Below are 16,255 nucleotides of genomic sequence, written 5' to 3' on the forward strand. Positions count from 1 at the left end.
CCGGCCCCAAGGTCCGGTCCCCGTGTCCAAGCACTTGCGACGAAAATCCGGCGACAATTTGTCTTCCGGAGTTTCGCGTGTTTACCTCAACCACTCGTTAAGGGCAACGCGCGGACGGATTTGCACCGACCGGCGTGGCATTTGTGCACCGATATGCCTGGCCTTCAAAGCCGACCGAGCGCCTTAAGCTCATGCAGCACGGCGGCGTCGCGCGCCGAGACATCGGGAAAGGCAGGATCCTGCCCGACATCGGCGGTGTAACGCCACGACCGCGCGCATTTGACCAGGCCGCGATCCTCGGCTTTTTCGATCACCACGGCGACGCCCTTGACGTCTTCGAGCGTGAAGGCGCCTTGTTGCACCTCGCCATGGGCGATGATGAGATCGCTGGTGATCGCCATTTCGGCCATGTCGACATCCGATATCGCCGCCTCGAGCGCCGCATCGTCGATGGTGACGACGGGAACCGCTTCCAGCGACGAGCCGATCACCTTCTGGGCACGCGCGATTTCCAGCGCACCGGTGACGACGCGGCGCACCTGCCGCACCTTACGCCATTTTTCCGCCAGCGCCTCGTTCTTCCAGTTTTCCGGGATCGCCGGGAACTGGTCGAGATGCACCGAGACGGCATCGGGGTGGCGGTCGAGCCAGGCCTCTTCCATGGTGAAGGGCAGCATCGGCGCCAGCCATCTCACCAGACAGTCGAAAAGGTGGCGCACCACCTGCACCGAGGCCTTGCGCTTCGCGCTCGACGGCGCATCGCAGTAGAGCGCGTCCTTGCGGATATCGAAATAGAAGGCCGACAGCTCGACCACCATGAAATCGAGGAGCGCACGGGTGATGCGCTTGAACTCGAAGGCATCGTAGCCCTGGCGCACCACCTCATCGAGTTCGGCGAGGCGATGCAGCATCAGCCGTTCCAGCTCCGGCATCCCTTCCAGCGGCACCTCCTCGCCATCGTCGTGGGCGAGCGTGCCCAGCATCCAGCGGATGGTGTTGCGCAGCTTGCGGTAGGCGTCGATGTTGGTTTGCAGCACGTTCTTGCCGAGGCGCTGGTCTTCCCAATAGTCGGTCGTCACCACCCACAGGCGCAGGATGTCCGCGCCGGACTGCTTGATCACGTCCTGCGGGACGACGGTGTTGCCGAGTGACTTCGACATCTTGCGGCCGTCCTCGTCCATGGTGAAACCATGGGTGACGACGGTGTTGTAAGGCGCCCTGCCCCTGGTGCCGCAGCTTTCGAGCAGTGAGGAGTGGAACCAGCCGCGATGCTGGTCGGAGCCTTCGAGATAAACGTCGGCCGGCCATTTGAGATCGGGACGATCCTCCAGCGTGAACACGTGAGTCGAGCCTGAATCAAACCAGACGTCGAGGATATCCGTGACCTGCTTCCATCTGGAGGCATCGTGATTGCCGAGGAAACGTTCCTTGGCACCGGCGTCGAACCAGGCATCGGCGCCTTCTTTCTCGAAAGCGTCCATGATGCGCTGGTTGACCGCCTCGTCCTGGAGCACATTGCCGTCGGCGTCGGCGAAGACCGCGATCGGCACGCCCCAGGCGCGCTGGCGCGACAGCACCCAGTCGGGCCGTTCCTCGATCATGGCGCGAATGCGGTTCTGCCCCGCCCCTGGCACGAAACGGGTGTCGTCGATCGCCTTCAGCGCACGGCTGCGCAGCGTCGTGCCGTCGCCGAGGTCCTTGTCCATGTAGACGAACCATTGCGGCGTATTGCGGAAGATGACCGGTTTCTTCGACCGCCAGGAATGCGGATAGGAGTGTTTCAGCCGACCGCGCGCGAACAACGCGTTGCGCTTGATCAGCTCATCGATGACCGCTTGGTTGGCATTGCCCTTCTTGCCGTTGTCGTCAAGGACGCGCGCCGCGCCACCCTCACGATCCGGACCGAAGCCCGGCGCGTCCTTGGTGAAAAAGCCGGCATCGTCGACGGTGAACGGGATCGCGGTGTCGACGCCGCGCGCGCGCAGGTCCGGGGCCGCCTCCATCCAGGCGTCGAAATCCTCGCGACCATGGCCCGGCGCCGTGTGAACGAACCCGGTGCCCGCATCATCGGTGACATGGTCGCCGGCAAGCATGGGCACCGGAAACTCGTAACCGCCGCCAAGACCCTTGAAGGGATGCGAAAGTGTAAGACTTCCAAGCTCTTGCGCCGACACGCTGCGAAGACGATTCAAGGTGACTTTGGCCTTGACCGAAGCCTCTTCGGCCAGCGTATCGGCAAAGATCAGCTTTTCGCCCGGCTGCGGGCCGAAGGCGTTCTCGGCTGCCGTGACCTCGTAGAGACCGTAGTCGATGCGCGGCGAATAGTTGACGGCACGGTTGCCGGGGATCGTCCAAGGCGTCGTCGTCCAGATGACGACATGGGCCTGCAGCAGATCGAGAGCGCCCTCGGTCAGTGCGGCCTCTCCGTCAGCCACGGGGCGTACCAGACTGGCGACCGGGAACTTCGCCCAGATCGTATCCGACTCGTAGTCCTGGTATTCGATCTCGGCCTCGGCGAGCGCGGTGCGCTCGACGACACTCCACATCACCGGCTTGGAGCCGCGATAGAGCTGGCCCGACATGGCGAATTTCAACAGTTCGCCGGCGATACGCGCCTCGGCGTGGAAGGCCATGGTCGTATACGGGTTCTTGAAGTCGCCGATGACGCCAAGGCGCTGGAATTCCGCCCCCTGAACGCCGATCCAGTGAGCGGCGAAATCCCGGCATTCCTTGCGGAACTCGTTGACCGGCACCTCATCCTTGTTCTTGCCCTTGGCGCGGTACTGCTCCTCGATCTTCCATTCGATCGGCAGGCCGTGGCAGTCCCAGCCGGGCACGTAATTGGCGTCGCGGCCGCGCATCTGGAAGGAGCGGTTGATGACGTCCTTGAGGATCTTGTTCAGCGCATGGCCGATATGGATGTTGCCGTTGGCATAAGGCGGGCCGTCATGCAGCACGTATTTCGGGCGACCGGCGGAGGCCTCGCGCAACTTGCGGTAGAGATCCATCTCCTGCCAGCGTTGGACCAGCACCGGCTCCTTCTCGGGCAAACCGGCACGCATCGGGAAGTCCGTCTGCGGCAGGTAAAGCGTCTTGGAATAGTCGATCGTTTCAGCTGTATCGGTCATTGGTCTGCCATTGTGGATTGCCCGGCGGCAAGGGAGCTCGGGCCTGAACTATCATGATCTGGAAAAAGCGCGAGGGGTCGCGCGCAAGATTCCCGGCGGCTCCGACAGCTCTCAGGCCGTCCGGAACACCGGGCTGGTAATTCGTATCGTAATCGCGACGGAACGCGAGACCACTGTCATGGCCGCGCTTTTAAACGAGGTGGGCCAGCTTGGAAAGCCCGAACTCCAAGGCACTCGCCTTGCCGCTTGTGCCAATTGCGCATATATGTTTGGGCAAATGGCACCGGAGGCGCGTCATGTCCAATCCGCATCGCAAGGTCCACGTGCCGGCTGCCAGACGGGCCGCCCGTAAGGAGAAGGTCGAGCGTGCGCAGGATGGCTTGGTCCGGGATGCCGCAACGGGGCAATTCCTGGTCAGCTTCACCAAGGTGGAAGAACTCCGCCACCGTGGGTTCAGCAATGACGAAATTTACAAGATCGTAGGATCGCGGCGCACTTTGGCGCGCAGGAAAGAACGCAATGAGAAACTGAGTATTGCCGAGTCCGATCGCGTCATGCGCATCGAGCGCATTTCCACAATGGCGGATCGTGTTTTCGGCGACCACGAAAAAGCGCAACGTTGGTTGCGCAAACGCAGCCGGGTGCTCAACGAAGCGCCTATCACGCTCCTGCAGTCAGAAACCGGTGCTTCCCTGGTGGAAGAGGAACTGCATCGCATCGATTATGGCATTTTCGCCTGACGATGCGTCTATGGCGTATCTCCAACTTCGCCGACCTGTCCGGCCGGGGCGGCATGCTCAGCTCCGGCCGTTGGAACATCAAGGGCACCGCCATTGTGTACTGCGCGGATCATCCCGCCACGGCGCTTCTTGAAATTCTCGTTCATGTCGACGTGGAAGATTTGCCGCCCACGTTCCAGCTCCTGGAAATCGAAGTGCCTGACGGCGTCTCCATTGCCGTCCCCGATTTGCCCGAGGGCTGGAAAGACAATCCGGCCAAGACACGCGAGATTGGCAGCGATTTTGTCAGTGCCGCCAGCCATCCAGTCATGGAAGTTCCTTGCGTGATCGTTCCCTTCGCCAGAAACTATATTCTCAATCCCGCCTTGCTGGAACGCGAAGGCATCGCCATCGTCGGCACCACAAGTCATCAGATCGATACGCGATTGCTGGAATAAGGCCGATACCGGCTACATCTTGAAATCGAAGCGATAGGTCGTCGATACGCCGATCATGAACTGGTTGCGGTCGCCGCGCTCCTTGACCAGGCTGGAATCGGCGGCCGGGCCTTCGAGGCGTGAATATTCCCCGAACAGGCTGGCGGTCATTGGGTCGGTCACCTTCCACGTCACCGCACCGCCAAGGCCGACCGATTTCAGGCCGCCGCCGGGATTATACTGGTTCAACCCCGAGGCCACGGCTTCCTGCGCGTCGACGCCGTAATAGGCGTCGAAATATTTGGCGGAGGCGAACGAGACGCGCGGCCCGCCAGAGATCCTGACGGTTGGCGTCACATCGTAGAAGGCGTCGGCGGCGATGTCGGCGACGAAGCCGTTATGGGCGCGGATGCCGTGCCGCAGCTCGGCACGCGCACGTATCCAGTCCGTCGGATAGAATTCGAAGAAGCCGCCCACCTCGCCGCCCCAGCGGACCGGATCGAGGCCCTTCAACTCGTCGGCATCGCCATCGTCGCGCGAGAACAGGAACTTGCCGGTCAGGCCGGCGCGAACGCCGCCGTCATCGACCAGCGCCAGCGAAATGTTGTCGTTGCGTGAGGTGAAGCGGGCCGCCGGGCCAGCCTTGCCCAAGGAGATGATCGGCGAGGCGCTGAGCAGGTACTTCTTGCCGCCCTCGAAATTGGGCGCCACCATGCCGGTGGCGCCGACCGTCAGATACCAATCGCCGGACAGCCAGCCGAAGGCGCCCTCGCCGGCATCGGCCGCACCCGAGGTAGCCAGCATGACGGTAGCCAAGGCTGCAGAAATTTTCCCGACCGGACTCATGGCTACCCCATTAACACGATACGATTGTCTTTCGGTCACAGCTTTGAAGAGGCTTTGGTAAAATTTGATTTAAGGTCGAGACGTCCGGCTCGCATTGCTTGCACCATCCGGCCGCCGTCGGCTGGACGCGGGTCGGCACCAAGGGTAACTTCATCCCCTGCTGGCGGTCCTCGATGGAGATGGCGACATGACCCTGCACGGCGATGCACTGAAGAACGCGATCGGACAGACGCGAGGAAAGTGGGGGTGGTTTGTTGGTCTGGGCGTGTTGCTGCTGATCCTCGGCGGCATTGCCTTTGGCAACCTCTTCATCGCCACGGTGGCTTCCGTCTATGTCGTGGGGTGGCTGATGCTGGTGGCCGGCATTATCGAGATCATGCATGCCTTCGGGGTCAAGACGTGGGGCCGCTTCTTCTACTGGCTGCTCAGCGGATTGCTCTACGCGGTCGCGGGCTTTTTCGCCTTCGACAACCCGCTGCTGGCCTCGGCGGTGCTGACCTTCTTGCTGGCCGTCGCGCTTGTCGCTTCCGGCGTGCTGCGCGCCTGGGTCGGCTACAGCCACCGGCCTGAGCGCGGCTGGGGCTGGATCGTCGCGGCCGGCGCCATCAGCGTGATCGCCGGGTTGATCATAGCTATGGGCTGGCCGGTCAACAGCGTATGGGTGCTCGGCCTGTTCCTGGCAATCGACCTGATCTTCCAGGGTTGGACCTTCATCGCCGTCGGTCTGGCGCTGAAAAAGTAACGTCTGATTCGAGCATGATCTAACCCGAAAACCGGGCGCCACTTTTCGGGATCATGCTCATTTTGTTAAAGCATGATCTTGCCCGAAAACCGCACTCCACTTTTCGGGACCATGCTTCAAAAAGCCATGGCCGCGTCGAGTTGCGAAAGCGGCTTGACGCCGGCCAGCAGTGCTCTCGCCTCGGCCTCGTCGCGCTTCATCTGCGCGACCAGCGCATCAAGCCCGTCGAACTTGACCTCGCTGCGCAGGTAACCGAAGAACGACACCTGGCAGATCTCGCCATAGAAGTCACCGGAAAAATCGAAGACGAAGGTTTCCAGAAGCGGCGCGCCATCATCGTCGACGGTCGGACGGCGGCCAAAGCTGGCAACCCCGTCATGCAGCCTTCCGTCGGGGCGGCGAAAGCGAACGGCATAGATGCCTTCCCTAAGGGTGGCCTCGGCGGGAAGCCTCATGTTCGCGGTCGGAAAGCCGAGCGTTCGCCCCAGTTTCTGGCCGCCCACGACTTCGCTCTCCACCGTGAAGCGATAGCCGAGCAGGCCGGCGGCCTCCGCCACCTCACCATCGCAAAGCAAGGCGCGGATGCGGCTCGATGAAACCACCTCGGCGCTCTCGTCCCGAAATGCATCGACCAGCGTGACGCCGAAGCCATGGCGCTCGCCAGCCGCCATCAGATAGGCCGGCCCGCCCTGGCGGTCCTTGCCGAAATGGAAATCGAAGCCGGTCACGGCATGGGTGATGCCAAGCGTTCTCTCAAGCACGTCGGTCACGAAGGCTTCCGCCGATAGCGAGGCGAAGTCGCGCGTGAAAGGCTGTTCGACGAGCGCGGCAAAGCCCAGCAGCGACAGGAGCCGCGCCTTCATCGGCGGCGGCGTCAGCACGAACAGCGGTATCTCGGGCCTGAATATCTTTCGCGGGTGCGGTTCGAAAGTCAGCACCAGCGCCGGCACGCCACGCCGCCGCGCCTCCGCCAATGCCCGTTCGAGCACCGCCTGATGACCGCGATGGACACCGTCGAAATTGCCGATCGCGACAACGCCGCCGCGCAAATCGGCGGGCAGCGGAGCGGTTGCCGAAAGGTGCTGGAAAGCGTCCATCGCCATCTACCGCAGCCTGGGAATGACGGCCACTGGATGATAGCCGTGCCTGTCAAGAAACGCGGCGAGCCTTGCGGGATCCGGTTGCGATGCATCGCCATAGTCGCGGGCATGAATGCCGCCTGAGACATAGAGAACGTCGAAACCGTTGTCGGCGGCGCCCTTGATATCGGTCAGCATGCCGTCGCCGATGGCCAACACCTGGCGGCGCTCGACCGGCCGGCCAAGGATCTCCGCCACCTCCTTCATCGCCACATCATAGACCGGCGCATATGGCTTTCCGGCTATCAGCGTGCGGCCGCCGAGCTGCGCGTAGTCGCGTGCCAGGGCGCCGGCGCACCAGATGATGCGTTCGCCGCGCTCGACCATGATATCCGGGTTGGCGCAGATGAAAGGCAAGTTCCTGGCGCGCAACCGCCGCAGCAGCTCCGCATAATCTTCGGGCTTCTCCACTTCGTCATCGAACAGGCCGGTGCAGACGACGCCGGATGCCTCGAACTCCTCGACGAGATCGACGTCGAGCCCGTCATAGAGGGTCAAGTCTCGCTCGGCGCCGACATGGAAGATCTTTCGCGGGCCTTCCACGATTAGGTCGCGGGTCACGTCGCCCGAGGTGACCACGCGGTCGTAGGCCGATGGGGGAACGCCGATGACGTTCATCTGGGCCACGACGTCGGCGCTGCGGCGCGGCGAATTGGTGATCAGGACGACGGGAATGCCGGCCGTACGGGCAGCCGCCAGCGCCGACGCAGCCGCGGGAAAATGCCTTTCGCCATTGTGCACCACGCCCCAGACATCGCAGAGAATGGCCGAATAGTTCTTCGACACGTCTTCGAGCGAACCGATGATGTCAGGCGAGGCCGCCATGCCGTATCCTTCAGTCATGATCGTTGCGGTGCCGCAGCCGACGGTTCGCCGCAGCCGGTTGGAATTATCCGAACCGGCCCAGCCTGTCACCAGCTTTCGCCCGCCTGTACCGGCATCCACCACCGTTCACTGGTTGGTTAACGAGCTTTGAAAGTGCAGGCTGACCTTGGATATATTCCAGAAACCTGAAATTTAACGATTTATGACACCGTCCCCACTGACTATCGATTTGGCGGGGCAGGTGTGACAATGATCCGAAGATTCGGACGCGACCGGCGTGGCAATTATGCGCTGATGACCGTGCTCGCCATGGTGCCGCTGATGGGCGCCGTGGCGATCGCCGTCGACTATACGGAAATGGTGGGCCAAAGGCAAAACGCCTTGAACGCCTTGGACGCGGCCGGCTTCGCCACGGCCCAGCAGATCGTTGCCGGCGCCAGCGACGCCGACGCCGTGGCCTATGCCAAGAATTTCTTCGAAGCCAATCTCGCGCATATCGATCCGGCCAACACCACGCTGGCCGTGACGCTGCCCAACAACAACACAGGCGGCGGGACGCTGAAGCTCTGCGCGACCTTGGTCTACAAGCCCTATTTCGAGCCGACGGCTAAACTACTGCTGGGCGGCAGCGCCGGCAGCACCGATATCGGCTTCAGCACCTGCTCCGAAGTGCGCCTGAAGAACACGCTGGAAGTGTCGCTGGTGCTTGATAATTCCGGTTCAATGAAGGAGCTCGGCAAAGGCTCGAACAAGGTGCGGTTCGACCTTCTCAAGAGCGCCGCCAAGCAGTTGGTCGACCAGTTGGCCGGCCAGGCCCAGCAGATGAGACAGGTCACCAAGCCGGTCCAGTTCAGCCTCGTTCCCTTTGCCGCCTCGGTGAATGTCGGTGCGGGCAACGCTTCGGCGGCGTGGATGGACACGACCGGCATATCGCCTATCCATCATGAGAATTTCGACTGGACGACCATGAGTTCGTCCTTTTCGTCCACCAAATACGCGCAGAAGATTGCCGGCATCTGGTACGCGAAAGGCACCGGCTGGGACGCGAGCCAGAAAGACCAGCCGCTGACCCGGTTCTCGATCTACAAACAGATGAAACGCATTTCAGCGTGCAGTCTCAAGAATGGGGACGGTACTTGTGCATCGAACGCGACCTTCACCTATGCGCCGGTCGCGAGTTGGGGTGGCTGCGTCGAGTCGCGCCCATATCCATACAATATCCAGGACACAGCTGCATCGACAACACTGCCTGCAACGCTTTTCGTGCCGATGTTCGCGGCCGACGAAACCGACCGCGTCGATAGCTCTTCAAGGCCAGCCAATAACAATTGGGATGTCGACGCCCCAGTGAGTTCAGGCGCGTCCGACGCCGCACGCCAGCGCTACATGCCAAAATATTTCGACTGGGTGAACAAGGTCACGCCGGCCTACGGCATGGACGCCGGGCCGAATACAAGCTGCAGCACGACGGCAATCACGCCACTAACCGATGTTTCCACGACAGCCGGCGCAACTTTGATCAAAAACGCCATCGATGCCATGGCCGACGACGGCGCCACCAACGTGCCGGAAGGCATGGCCTGGGGCTGGCGGACCCTTTCCAGCACGGCACCCTTCACCGAGGGCCGGCCCGAAACGGAAAGAGGCAACGACAAGGTACTGATCGTGCTGACCGACGGCGCCAACACCTACTACACGCCGACCTCGGTGACGGCGCAGACCTACTCTGGAACCAATTGGAGTTCTGGCGGTAACGACCTGGCTGGCAGCAAGGCGATCTATTCGGCTCTCGGTTACGTCGTCCCCTACAGCAACGGCTACAGCTATGGCCGCATGTTCTTGGGGACCAGCGCCAATGTCGCGAAGGACGATTATTCCAACGCCAACTACACCAAAGCGATGAACGAGCATTTCACCGCCCTGTGTAACAACGCCAAGGCCGCCGGGGTCATGGTCATGACCATCGCGCTTGATCTGGACGCCACCAAGACAGCGGAGAAAACGCAGATGGATGCGCTGAAGGCCTGTTCTTCGGATTCCCGCTTCAGCAAGGACAAGACCGATCCGAGCAAGCCGATGAAGCTGTTCTGGAATTCGACGGGCGCAACGCTGTCCGACGATTTCAAGGCGATCGGCAACGAGCTGTCCAACCTGCGCATCGTCAGCTGATCCGACGAATTCCACGTCGACGCCCTGCATCCGGCGGGGTGTCGTTTTTTGGAGGCACCGGGGGGCCGCTCCAGATTGGTTAGTGCTTGGTGAAGCGCGAACCAAGCAATCGAGCGGTTTCCCAAACCCGTCCTTCAGCGTTTTGTGGAAAGCTGGCATCGAACGAGAATCCGCCGGCGGGGGCCGCTGCAAGACATGCGTGAAATCTGGCATCAATTCCGCCGCGACAGGCGCGGCAACTATGCTCTCGTGACGGCCTTCGCGATGGTCCCGCTGATGGGCGGGCTGGCGCTCGCGGTCGACTTCACGGAAATGAACCGCGAAAAGCAGACGGTGTTGAACGCGCTCGACGCCGCCAACTTCGCCACGGCGCGCCGCGTGACGGAAGGCGCCACCGACGACCAGCTGAGGGCCTATGCGCTCGACTTCTTCAATGCCAATCTGAACGATGTCGATCCCGCCAACACGACGCTCAACCTCACTTTGCCCAGCAACGCCGCTGGCGGCGGAACAATGAAGCTTTGCGGCACCTTGACCTATAATCCTTACTTCCTGCCGACGGCGAAGATACTGCTCGGCGGCACCGGCGCCACCAATATCGGCTTCACCGCGTGCTCGGAGGTGCGGCTGAAGAACACGCTCGAAGTAGCGCTGGTGCTCGACAATTCCGGATCGATGGTCACGCCCGGAACCGGCTCGGGGCAGAAGCGCATCGATCTCCTCAAGACCGCGGCGAAGCAGTTGGTCGACACGCTTGCCCAACAGGCCGCGATGATCAAGCAGGTCGACAAGCCGGTGCAGTTCGGCCTCGTACCCTTTGCCGCCTCGGTCAATGTCGGTCCTGGCAATGGCAATGCGTCCTGGATGGACACCGAGGGCCTGTCACCGGTGTCGAACGAGAATTTCGACTGGTCGACGCTGAACGCCGCCAACAAATACGCCCAGCAGACCAACGGCATCTGGTACAAACGCGGCACCGGCTGGGGCGACGAGGAAGGCCAGATGCTGACCCGGTTTTCGCTCTACCGCGACATGAAGGTCGTCACCAGCCATGAGCGTGTTAAAAACAGCAAGCACGTTGTTTGTGCTGAATACAACTGGAACAATACCTGCAAGCGCAGTTACGACGCATACGACTATGTCGATTCCTACGGTCCGTTCGCCAGCTGGCAAGGCTGTGTCGAAGCCCGGCCCTACCCCTACAATGTCAACGACGCCCCGCCGTCCGGCGGCTCGGCCAACACCGGGATAGGCGTGGGCGATCCGGCGACGATGTTCGTGCCGATGTTCGCCCCGGATGAACCCGGCAATCACTGGAAGATCACCCAGGATCCCAACGAAGCCGCACCAAAGACCTACGGCGCCATCAACAGCTGGTGGAACGACGATCCTTCGAGCAGCAGCGGCCAAGCCCGGCTGCGCAACATGACCAAGTATTTCCAGCCGCGGCCGATCGATGCACCGGTATTGCCCGCAGGCAACGGCCCGAACTACAGTTGCACCACCAACCCGATCACGCCGCTGACCGACGTCAGCGTCGCCGATGGGCTCGCCACGATCAAAGCCGCGATCGACCTGATGCAGCCGGATGGCGGCACCAATGTTCCCGAGGGCATGGGCTGGGGCTGGCGGGTGGTCTCGAGCGGCGAGCCGTTCACGCAGGGGCGCCCGGAAACAGAAAAAGGCAACGACAAGGTGGTGATCGTGCTGACCGACGGCGCCAACACCTATTACACGCCGTCTTCGCTCAGCTATTCCGACCCCGCCGATTCGAAGTCGACCTACGCGTCCTACGGCTATCTCAAGCCCGGCTATGCCGGCACCTCGGTCGGGCGCCTGTTCATGGGTACATCGAGCGCCATCGGCCAGTTCGACTATTCGAACGGCAATTACACCAGCGCGCTCAACGAGCAGATGACGACGCTTTGCAACAACGCCAAGGCGGCCAACATCATGGTGATGACAGTGGCTCTCGACCTGTCCACGACCAAGACCACCGACAAGAACGCCATCGATGCGCTGAAATCATGCTCGTCGGTCTCGCGCTTCCGCAAGGACCCGGCGGACCCGAGCAAACCCGCCAAGCTGTTCTGGAATGCGACGGGCGCCAGCCTGTCCAACGATTTCAAGGAAATCGGCAACGAATTGTCGAACCTGCGCGTGGTCGGTTAACCGGACTCTGGCGCAACGCCTGACGCCGCCAAGCCCTTGTGGGCGCCTGCCGCAACAGGCACATAATGCCGCACGCTGGATCGCATCCATCGCGGCACGCCTGGGGACGAACAATGCCCGATACCGCCAACCACCTCGCCTTCGCGCTGGTCTGCCTGGGCATGGTGCTGACGCCGGGTCCAAACATGATCTACCTGATCTCGCGCTCCCTGTCGCAAGGGCCGAAGGCCGGCCTGATCTCGCTTGGCGGGGTCGCCGTAGGTTTTCTCTTCTATGTGCTGTCGGCGGCATTCGGAATCACGGCGCTGCTGCTGGCCGTACCCTTCGCCTATGACGCGCTGCGCTTTGCCGGCGTGCTCTATCTCCTGTGGCTGGCCTGGCAGGCCGTGAAGCCGGGCGGACGCTCGCCATTCCAGGTGCGCGACCTGCCGAAAGACGGGCCGCGCAAGCTGTTCGCCATGGGCCTGATGACCAATCTGCTCAATCCGAAGGTGGCGGTGCTCTATTTGTCGCTGCTGCCGCAATTCATCAGCATTGGCAAAGGCCATGTCCTGTCTCAGCTTCTTGTGCTCGGCGCGACGCAGATTTCGATCAGCCTGACCGTGAATGCCATCATCGCGGTGACGGCCGGCTCGATCGCCGCGTTTCTCGCCGGGCGGCCTTTGTGGCTGGTCATCCAGCGCTGGATGATGGGAGGGGTGCTGACGGCGCTGGCGCTGAAGATGGCGACCGACGCACAGCGCTGAGGGCGGCGGTCCCGGCGTTGGTCTACATCGGCCGCCTTGTCTGCTGGGTCCGCTCCGGTTCCACCACCTTGCGGTAGAGGTGCCAGGTGGCATGGCCAAGGATAGGCATAACGACCGCGAGCCCGGCAAACAGCGGGATCGAACCGATCACCAGCAGCACCGCGACCGTCAGGCCCCAAAGAGCCATCTGCAGCGGATTTGCCATCACCGCCCGGGCCGAGGTTTCTATGGCCGAAACGGCGCCGACGTCACGGTCGAGCAGCAGCGGGAAGGCGACGACAGTGGTGGCCAACACGATCACGGCGAAAACGAAGCCGGCGGCGTTGCCGAGAAGGATCAACGTCCAGCCCTTGCTGGTCGTCAGCACGTCGCCGACAAAGGCGCCGATCGAAGCCGGCGGCTGGTCGCCGAACAGGCTGGTGTAAATCGACTGCGCGGTGAACAGCCACAACAGGAACAGCACGAACAGCATGATGCCGATGACCGCGATCGAAGGCACCGCGGGCGAGTGGCGGACATCGAGGGCATGTCGCCAGTTGGTGTTCATGCCGAGCTCGCGCCGGCGGCTGATCTCGTAGAGGCCGAGCGCGGCGAAAGGGCCGACAAGGGCGAAACCCGACATCAAGGGATAGACGAGCTGAATGGCGTTGGAGCCAGACGTCCACTGCGTCAGGATCAGGCCGACGATGGGATAGATCAGGCACAGGAAAACGTAGTGAGACGGTTTTGCCCAGAAATCCTCGGCACCGAGCCGCAGCGCATCCCAGAGGTCCGATGTGGTGATGTGGCGCACCGTGGGCTGCACATGCATACCACGCGCGTCCGCCATGACATGAAAGCTGGCCATAAGCTTCCTCCCGTTGTCGGGGGCGGTCACCACCGTGATGGCCGCCCGTAGCTGCCACTAGTAGATGTAACAGCATACCCGATTTGCCAGGGGCTGTCGCCAAATCGATGGTTCCGGACAGGCCATCACGGGATTGTCATCGCTGCCCGGCAGAAGCCGCGCGATCTTCGGCATCGGATTTCCCGGACGATGGGCCATTCGGAGCTGGATGGCCAAACGCAACGCTTGAAGACTACGCGGTGCGATCAGCGAAGGCCAAGGCATCAATTTCCTCGCCAGTTTCTTCGGCTTGCCCGTCAAAAGCCATGATCGCGACTATGCAGGCAGGAATGAGCATTGTCATCGACCTCCCTCCAGAACCGCGCCGGACAAGGCGCTCCTTGCTGATCGGCCTTGCGGCCATTGCCGGGCTTGCTGCTTGCAGCACCGTTTCCGTGCCCACCGGTGAGGGCGCAGGTGTCTCTTCCTCCGCCACGGCCACCCTGGCCAACTTGCGCGCCGCGGCCGGGCGGAGTCCGCTGACCGCGGACACCCAGCTCGAACAGGCGGCGTTGCAGCAGGCCGGCTACATGGCGTCGCGGACGCGCATGAGCCACACCACCGGCTGGGGCAAGGATTTCGCCTCGCGCATGAAGGACAATGGCGTGCACGGCGCTGCGGCCGAGAACATCGCCGAAGGCCGCTTCGACCAGCAGAAACTGTTCGATATCTGGATGCATTCGACCGGCCACCGGCGCAACATACTCGACCCGGACTTCAGTCGTTTCGGGCTTGCCTATGTCCGCGACGGCCGCGACCCCGGCCTCCGCTACTGGGCCCTGGTGCTCGGAAGGTAGCAAAGCCATCGCCGGCAGCGGCATCGCCGGCACCGGACAGCCGTCGGCGAATATCAATCCATATGTGCCGCCGGCGCGCCGCCAGCCGGCGCCGTCTTCGGCTTGCGCAGCAGGATCACGAACGGAATGGCGGCCAGCGTCATTATCATCAGGATTTTGAAGTCGTTGACGTAGGAGATCATCATCGCCTGGATGTTCACCATCCTGTCGACCTGGGACAATGCCATCTGGTCGCCGCCGGCCGCCGCCGGCGAAACCGCCCACAGATTGGGGTTGAACGGATTGATAAAGGTGGAAAGCTCGGCGTGATTTATCTGTGTATTGCGCACCATGAGCACCGTCACGACCGATACGCCGATGGACGAGCCGAGGTTGCGCACAAGGCTGAACAAAGCCGTGGCATCGGTGCGGAAGCGCACGTCAAGCGTGGCGAAGGCCACCGTCGACAGCGGCACGAATACCATTCCCATTCCCAGGCCCTGGATGATGCCGGAAGTGATGATCAGCCAGTTGTCCATCTGGGGCGAGAAGCCGGCCATCGTGTAGAGCGACTGCGCGGTCAGGAGGAAGCCGATGACGACGAGGATCCTGGCGTCGACCTTGCTCATGAGCCGGCCGACGACGAGCATCGAGATCATCGTCCCCACGCCGCGCGGCCCGATCACGATGCCGATGGTGATGGTCGGATAGCCGAAGATGGTCGACAGCATCGGCGGCAGCAGCGACATGCTCGCCAGGATGAGCACGCCCATGACGAAGATGAACGCCAGCCCGGTCACGAAATTGCGGTCGAGGAAGATCTTGGGGTCGATGAAGGGATGCTCTGCCGTCATCGTGTGGATGATGAACACCCAGAAGCCGGTTATCGAAAGGCCAAGCTCGATCCAGATCTCGACCGACGAGAACCAGTCGACCTCGCCACCACGATCGAGCAGCAGCTGCAGAGCGCCGACGCCGAGCGATATCATGGCGAAGCCGAAGAAATCGAAGCTTCGCACCCGCCGCGCAATGGCCGGCAGATAAGCGGCCATGCCGAGGAAGGCGACGATGCCGACCGGCAGGTTGATAAAGAACACCCAGCGCCAGCTGAAATTCTCGGTCAGCCAGCCACCAAGCGTGGGACCCAGAATCGGCCCCAGCATGATGCCGGCGCCCCAGATGGCCATTGCCTGGCCGTGGCGTTCCTTCGGGTTGATGTCGAGCAGGAAGGTCTGCGACAGGGGCACGATCGCGGCGCCGAACACGCCTTGCATGAGCCGGAACAACACAATGGTTTCAAGGCTCCAGGCCAGGCCGCACAGCATCGAGAAGATGGTGAAGCCGACCACCGCCGTCAGGAACAGTTCCTTGCGGCCGAAACGGTCCGCAAGCCAGCCGGTGACCGGCGTCATGATCGCCGCCGCCACGATGTAGGAGGTCAGCACCCAGTTGATGTTGTCGGGCGAGGCGCCGAGATCGCCGGTCATGGTCGGTAGCGCGACGTTGGCGATCGTGGTGTCGAGCGCCTGCATGATCGTCGCCAGCATGAGCGCAACCGTGATCAGGCCACGATGCGGCACTTCTTTGAAAGGTTCTGGCGTGCTCATGATGCGGAACTTCCAGCCGGTAACAAAAACGTGTACACAGGGTTTCCGGGCGGCAAAGCCTTC

13 protein-coding genes are annotated in these 16,255 nt (G+C 62.2%); 7 read left to right on the forward strand and 6 right to left on the reverse strand.

Annotated elements, in window-relative coordinates:
* Positions 1-164 precede the first annotated feature (164 nt).
* Positions 165-3,128, reverse strand: a complete 2,964-nt coding sequence (ileS, locus tag FJ942_RS14825; protein ID WP_140898041.1) for an isoleucine--tRNA ligase — start codon at positions 3,126-3,128, stop codon at positions 165-167.
* A gap of 296 nt (positions 3,129-3,424) precedes the next feature.
* Between ileS and FJ942_RS14830 the strand changes: the two genes are divergently transcribed.
* On the forward strand, positions 3,425-3,868 hold the full coding sequence (locus FJ942_RS14830; protein ID WP_140494231.1) for an antitoxin Xre/MbcA/ParS toxin-binding domain-containing protein: 444 nt from the start codon (positions 3,425-3,427) through the stop codon (positions 3,866-3,868).
* Between the two features lie 2 nt (positions 3,869-3,870).
* Complete coding sequence (locus FJ942_RS14835; protein WP_140494233.1) at positions 3,871-4,305, forward strand: RES family NAD+ phosphorylase; 435 nt, start codon at positions 3,871-3,873, stop codon at positions 4,303-4,305.
* Between the two features lie 12 nt (positions 4,306-4,317).
* Here FJ942_RS14835 and FJ942_RS14840 read toward each other — a convergent pair whose 3' ends face one another.
* Positions 4,318-5,088 carry a MipA/OmpV family protein gene (locus tag FJ942_RS14840; RefSeq protein ID WP_224519163.1) on the reverse strand — a complete coding sequence of 257 codons (771 nt, stop codon included), beginning with the start codon at positions 5,086-5,088 and terminating at the stop codon, positions 4,318-4,320.
* Positions 5,089-5,317: 229 nt separating this feature from the next.
* On the opposite strand from FJ942_RS14840, the gene FJ942_RS14845 reads away from it, so the two are divergent.
* Positions 5,318-5,872, forward strand: coding sequence for an HdeD family acid-resistance protein (locus tag FJ942_RS14845; RefSeq protein ID WP_140521651.1), 555 nt, complete (start codon positions 5,318-5,320; stop codon positions 5,870-5,872).
* Positions 5,873-5,988: 116 nt separating this feature from the next.
* Here FJ942_RS14845 and FJ942_RS14850 read toward each other — a convergent pair whose 3' ends face one another.
* Entirely contained in the window at positions 5,989-6,969 is a 981-nt protein-coding gene (locus FJ942_RS14850) for a bifunctional riboflavin kinase/FAD synthetase (RefSeq protein WP_140898070.1), read from the reverse strand.
* 6 nt (positions 6,970-6,975) lie between these two features.
* Positions 6,976-7,836 carry a TIGR01459 family HAD-type hydrolase gene (locus FJ942_RS14855; RefSeq protein ID WP_140557138.1) on the reverse strand — a complete coding sequence of 287 codons (861 nt, stop codon included), beginning with the start codon at positions 7,834-7,836 and terminating at the stop codon, positions 6,976-6,978.
* Between the two features lie 249 nt (positions 7,837-8,085).
* Here FJ942_RS14855 and FJ942_RS14860 point away from each other — a divergent pair, with 249 nt between their 5' ends.
* The 3 genes from FJ942_RS14860 (at position 8,086) to FJ942_RS14870 (ending at position 12,923) form a co-directional block, all read left to right on the forward strand.
* Complete coding sequence (locus FJ942_RS14860) at positions 8,086-10,005, forward strand: pilus assembly protein (RefSeq protein ID WP_140898043.1); 1,920 nt, start codon at positions 8,086-8,088, stop codon at positions 10,003-10,005.
* 195 nt (positions 10,006-10,200) lie between these two features.
* The gene (locus tag FJ942_RS14865; RefSeq protein ID WP_181169905.1) at positions 10,201-12,177 is read left to right on the forward strand and encodes a TadE/TadG family type IV pilus assembly protein; all 1,977 of its coding nucleotides are present in this window, start codon (positions 10,201-10,203) and stop codon (positions 12,175-12,177) included.
* A gap of 113 nt (positions 12,178-12,290) precedes the next feature.
* A complete protein-coding gene (locus FJ942_RS14870; RefSeq protein ID WP_140494241.1) occupies positions 12,291-12,923 on the forward strand; it encodes a LysE family translocator in 633 nt (210 codons plus the stop codon).
* A gap of 22 nt (positions 12,924-12,945) precedes the next feature.
* Here the strand turns inward: FJ942_RS14870 and FJ942_RS14875 are convergent, their stop codons facing one another.
* Positions 12,946-13,770: a DUF2189 domain-containing protein gene (locus tag FJ942_RS14875; RefSeq protein WP_140494243.1), complete on the reverse strand. Its 825-nt coding sequence runs from the start codon at positions 13,768-13,770 to the stop codon at positions 12,946-12,948.
* Positions 13,771-14,099: 329 nt separating this feature from the next.
* On the opposite strand from FJ942_RS14875, the gene FJ942_RS14880 reads away from it, so the two are divergent.
* Complete coding sequence (locus tag FJ942_RS14880; RefSeq protein WP_140557109.1) at positions 14,100-14,606, forward strand: CAP domain-containing protein; 507 nt, start codon at positions 14,100-14,102, stop codon at positions 14,604-14,606.
* Positions 14,607-14,659: 53 nt separating this feature from the next.
* Here FJ942_RS14880 and FJ942_RS14885 read toward each other — a convergent pair whose 3' ends face one another.
* Entirely contained in the window at positions 14,660-16,192 is a 1,533-nt protein-coding gene (locus FJ942_RS14885; protein WP_140494247.1) for a DHA2 family efflux MFS transporter permease subunit, read from the reverse strand.
* Positions 16,193-16,255: the final 63 nt, after the last annotated feature.

The sequence above is a fragment of the Mesorhizobium sp. B2-4-2 genome (genome assembly GCF_006442845.1).
In the GTDB taxonomy this organism is placed as follows: Bacteria; Pseudomonadota; Alphaproteobacteria; order Rhizobiales; family Rhizobiaceae; genus Mesorhizobium.

What these genes read in the sequence shown, in the direction of transcription:
- ileS (WP_140898041.1), bottom strand. Translation starts at nt 3,128, where the DNA reads ATGACCGATACAGCTGAAACGATCGACTATTCCAAGACGCTTTACCTG.
- FJ942_RS14830 (WP_140494231.1), top strand. Translation starts at nt 3,425, where the DNA reads ATGTCCAATCCGCATCGCAAGGTCCACGTGCCGGCTGCCAGACGGGCC.
- FJ942_RS14835 (WP_140494233.1), top strand. Translation starts at nt 3,871, where the DNA reads ATGCGTCTATGGCGTATCTCCAACTTCGCCGACCTGTCCGGCCGGGGC.
- FJ942_RS14840 (WP_224519163.1), bottom strand. Translation starts at nt 5,088, where the DNA reads ATGCTGGCTACCTCGGGTGCGGCCGATGCCGGCGAGGGCGCCTTCGGC.
- FJ942_RS14845 (WP_140521651.1), top strand. Translation starts at nt 5,318, where the DNA reads ATGACCCTGCACGGCGATGCACTGAAGAACGCGATCGGACAGACGCGA.
- FJ942_RS14850 (WP_140898070.1), bottom strand. Translation starts at nt 6,969, where the DNA reads ATGGACGCTTTCCAGCACCTTTCGGCAACCGCTCCGCTGCCCGCCGAT.
- FJ942_RS14855 (WP_140557138.1), bottom strand. Translation starts at nt 7,836, where the DNA reads ATGGCGGCCTCGCCTGACATCATCGGTTCGCTCGAAGACGTGTCGAAG.
- FJ942_RS14860 (WP_140898043.1), top strand. Translation starts at nt 8,086, where the DNA reads ATGATCCGAAGATTCGGACGCGACCGGCGTGGCAATTATGCGCTGATG.
- FJ942_RS14865 (WP_181169905.1), top strand. Translation starts at nt 10,201, where the DNA reads ATGCGTGAAATCTGGCATCAATTCCGCCGCGACAGGCGCGGCAACTAT.
- FJ942_RS14870 (WP_140494241.1), top strand. Translation starts at nt 12,291, where the DNA reads ATGCCCGATACCGCCAACCACCTCGCCTTCGCGCTGGTCTGCCTGGGC.
- FJ942_RS14875 (WP_140494243.1), bottom strand. Translation starts at nt 13,770, where the DNA reads ATGGCCAGCTTTCATGTCATGGCGGACGCGCGTGGTATGCATGTGCAG.
- FJ942_RS14880 (WP_140557109.1), top strand. Translation starts at nt 14,100, where the DNA reads ATGAGCATTGTCATCGACCTCCCTCCAGAACCGCGCCGGACAAGGCGC.
- FJ942_RS14885 (WP_140494247.1), bottom strand. Translation starts at nt 16,192, where the DNA reads ATGAGCACGCCAGAACCTTTCAAAGAAGTGCCGCATCGTGGCCTGATC.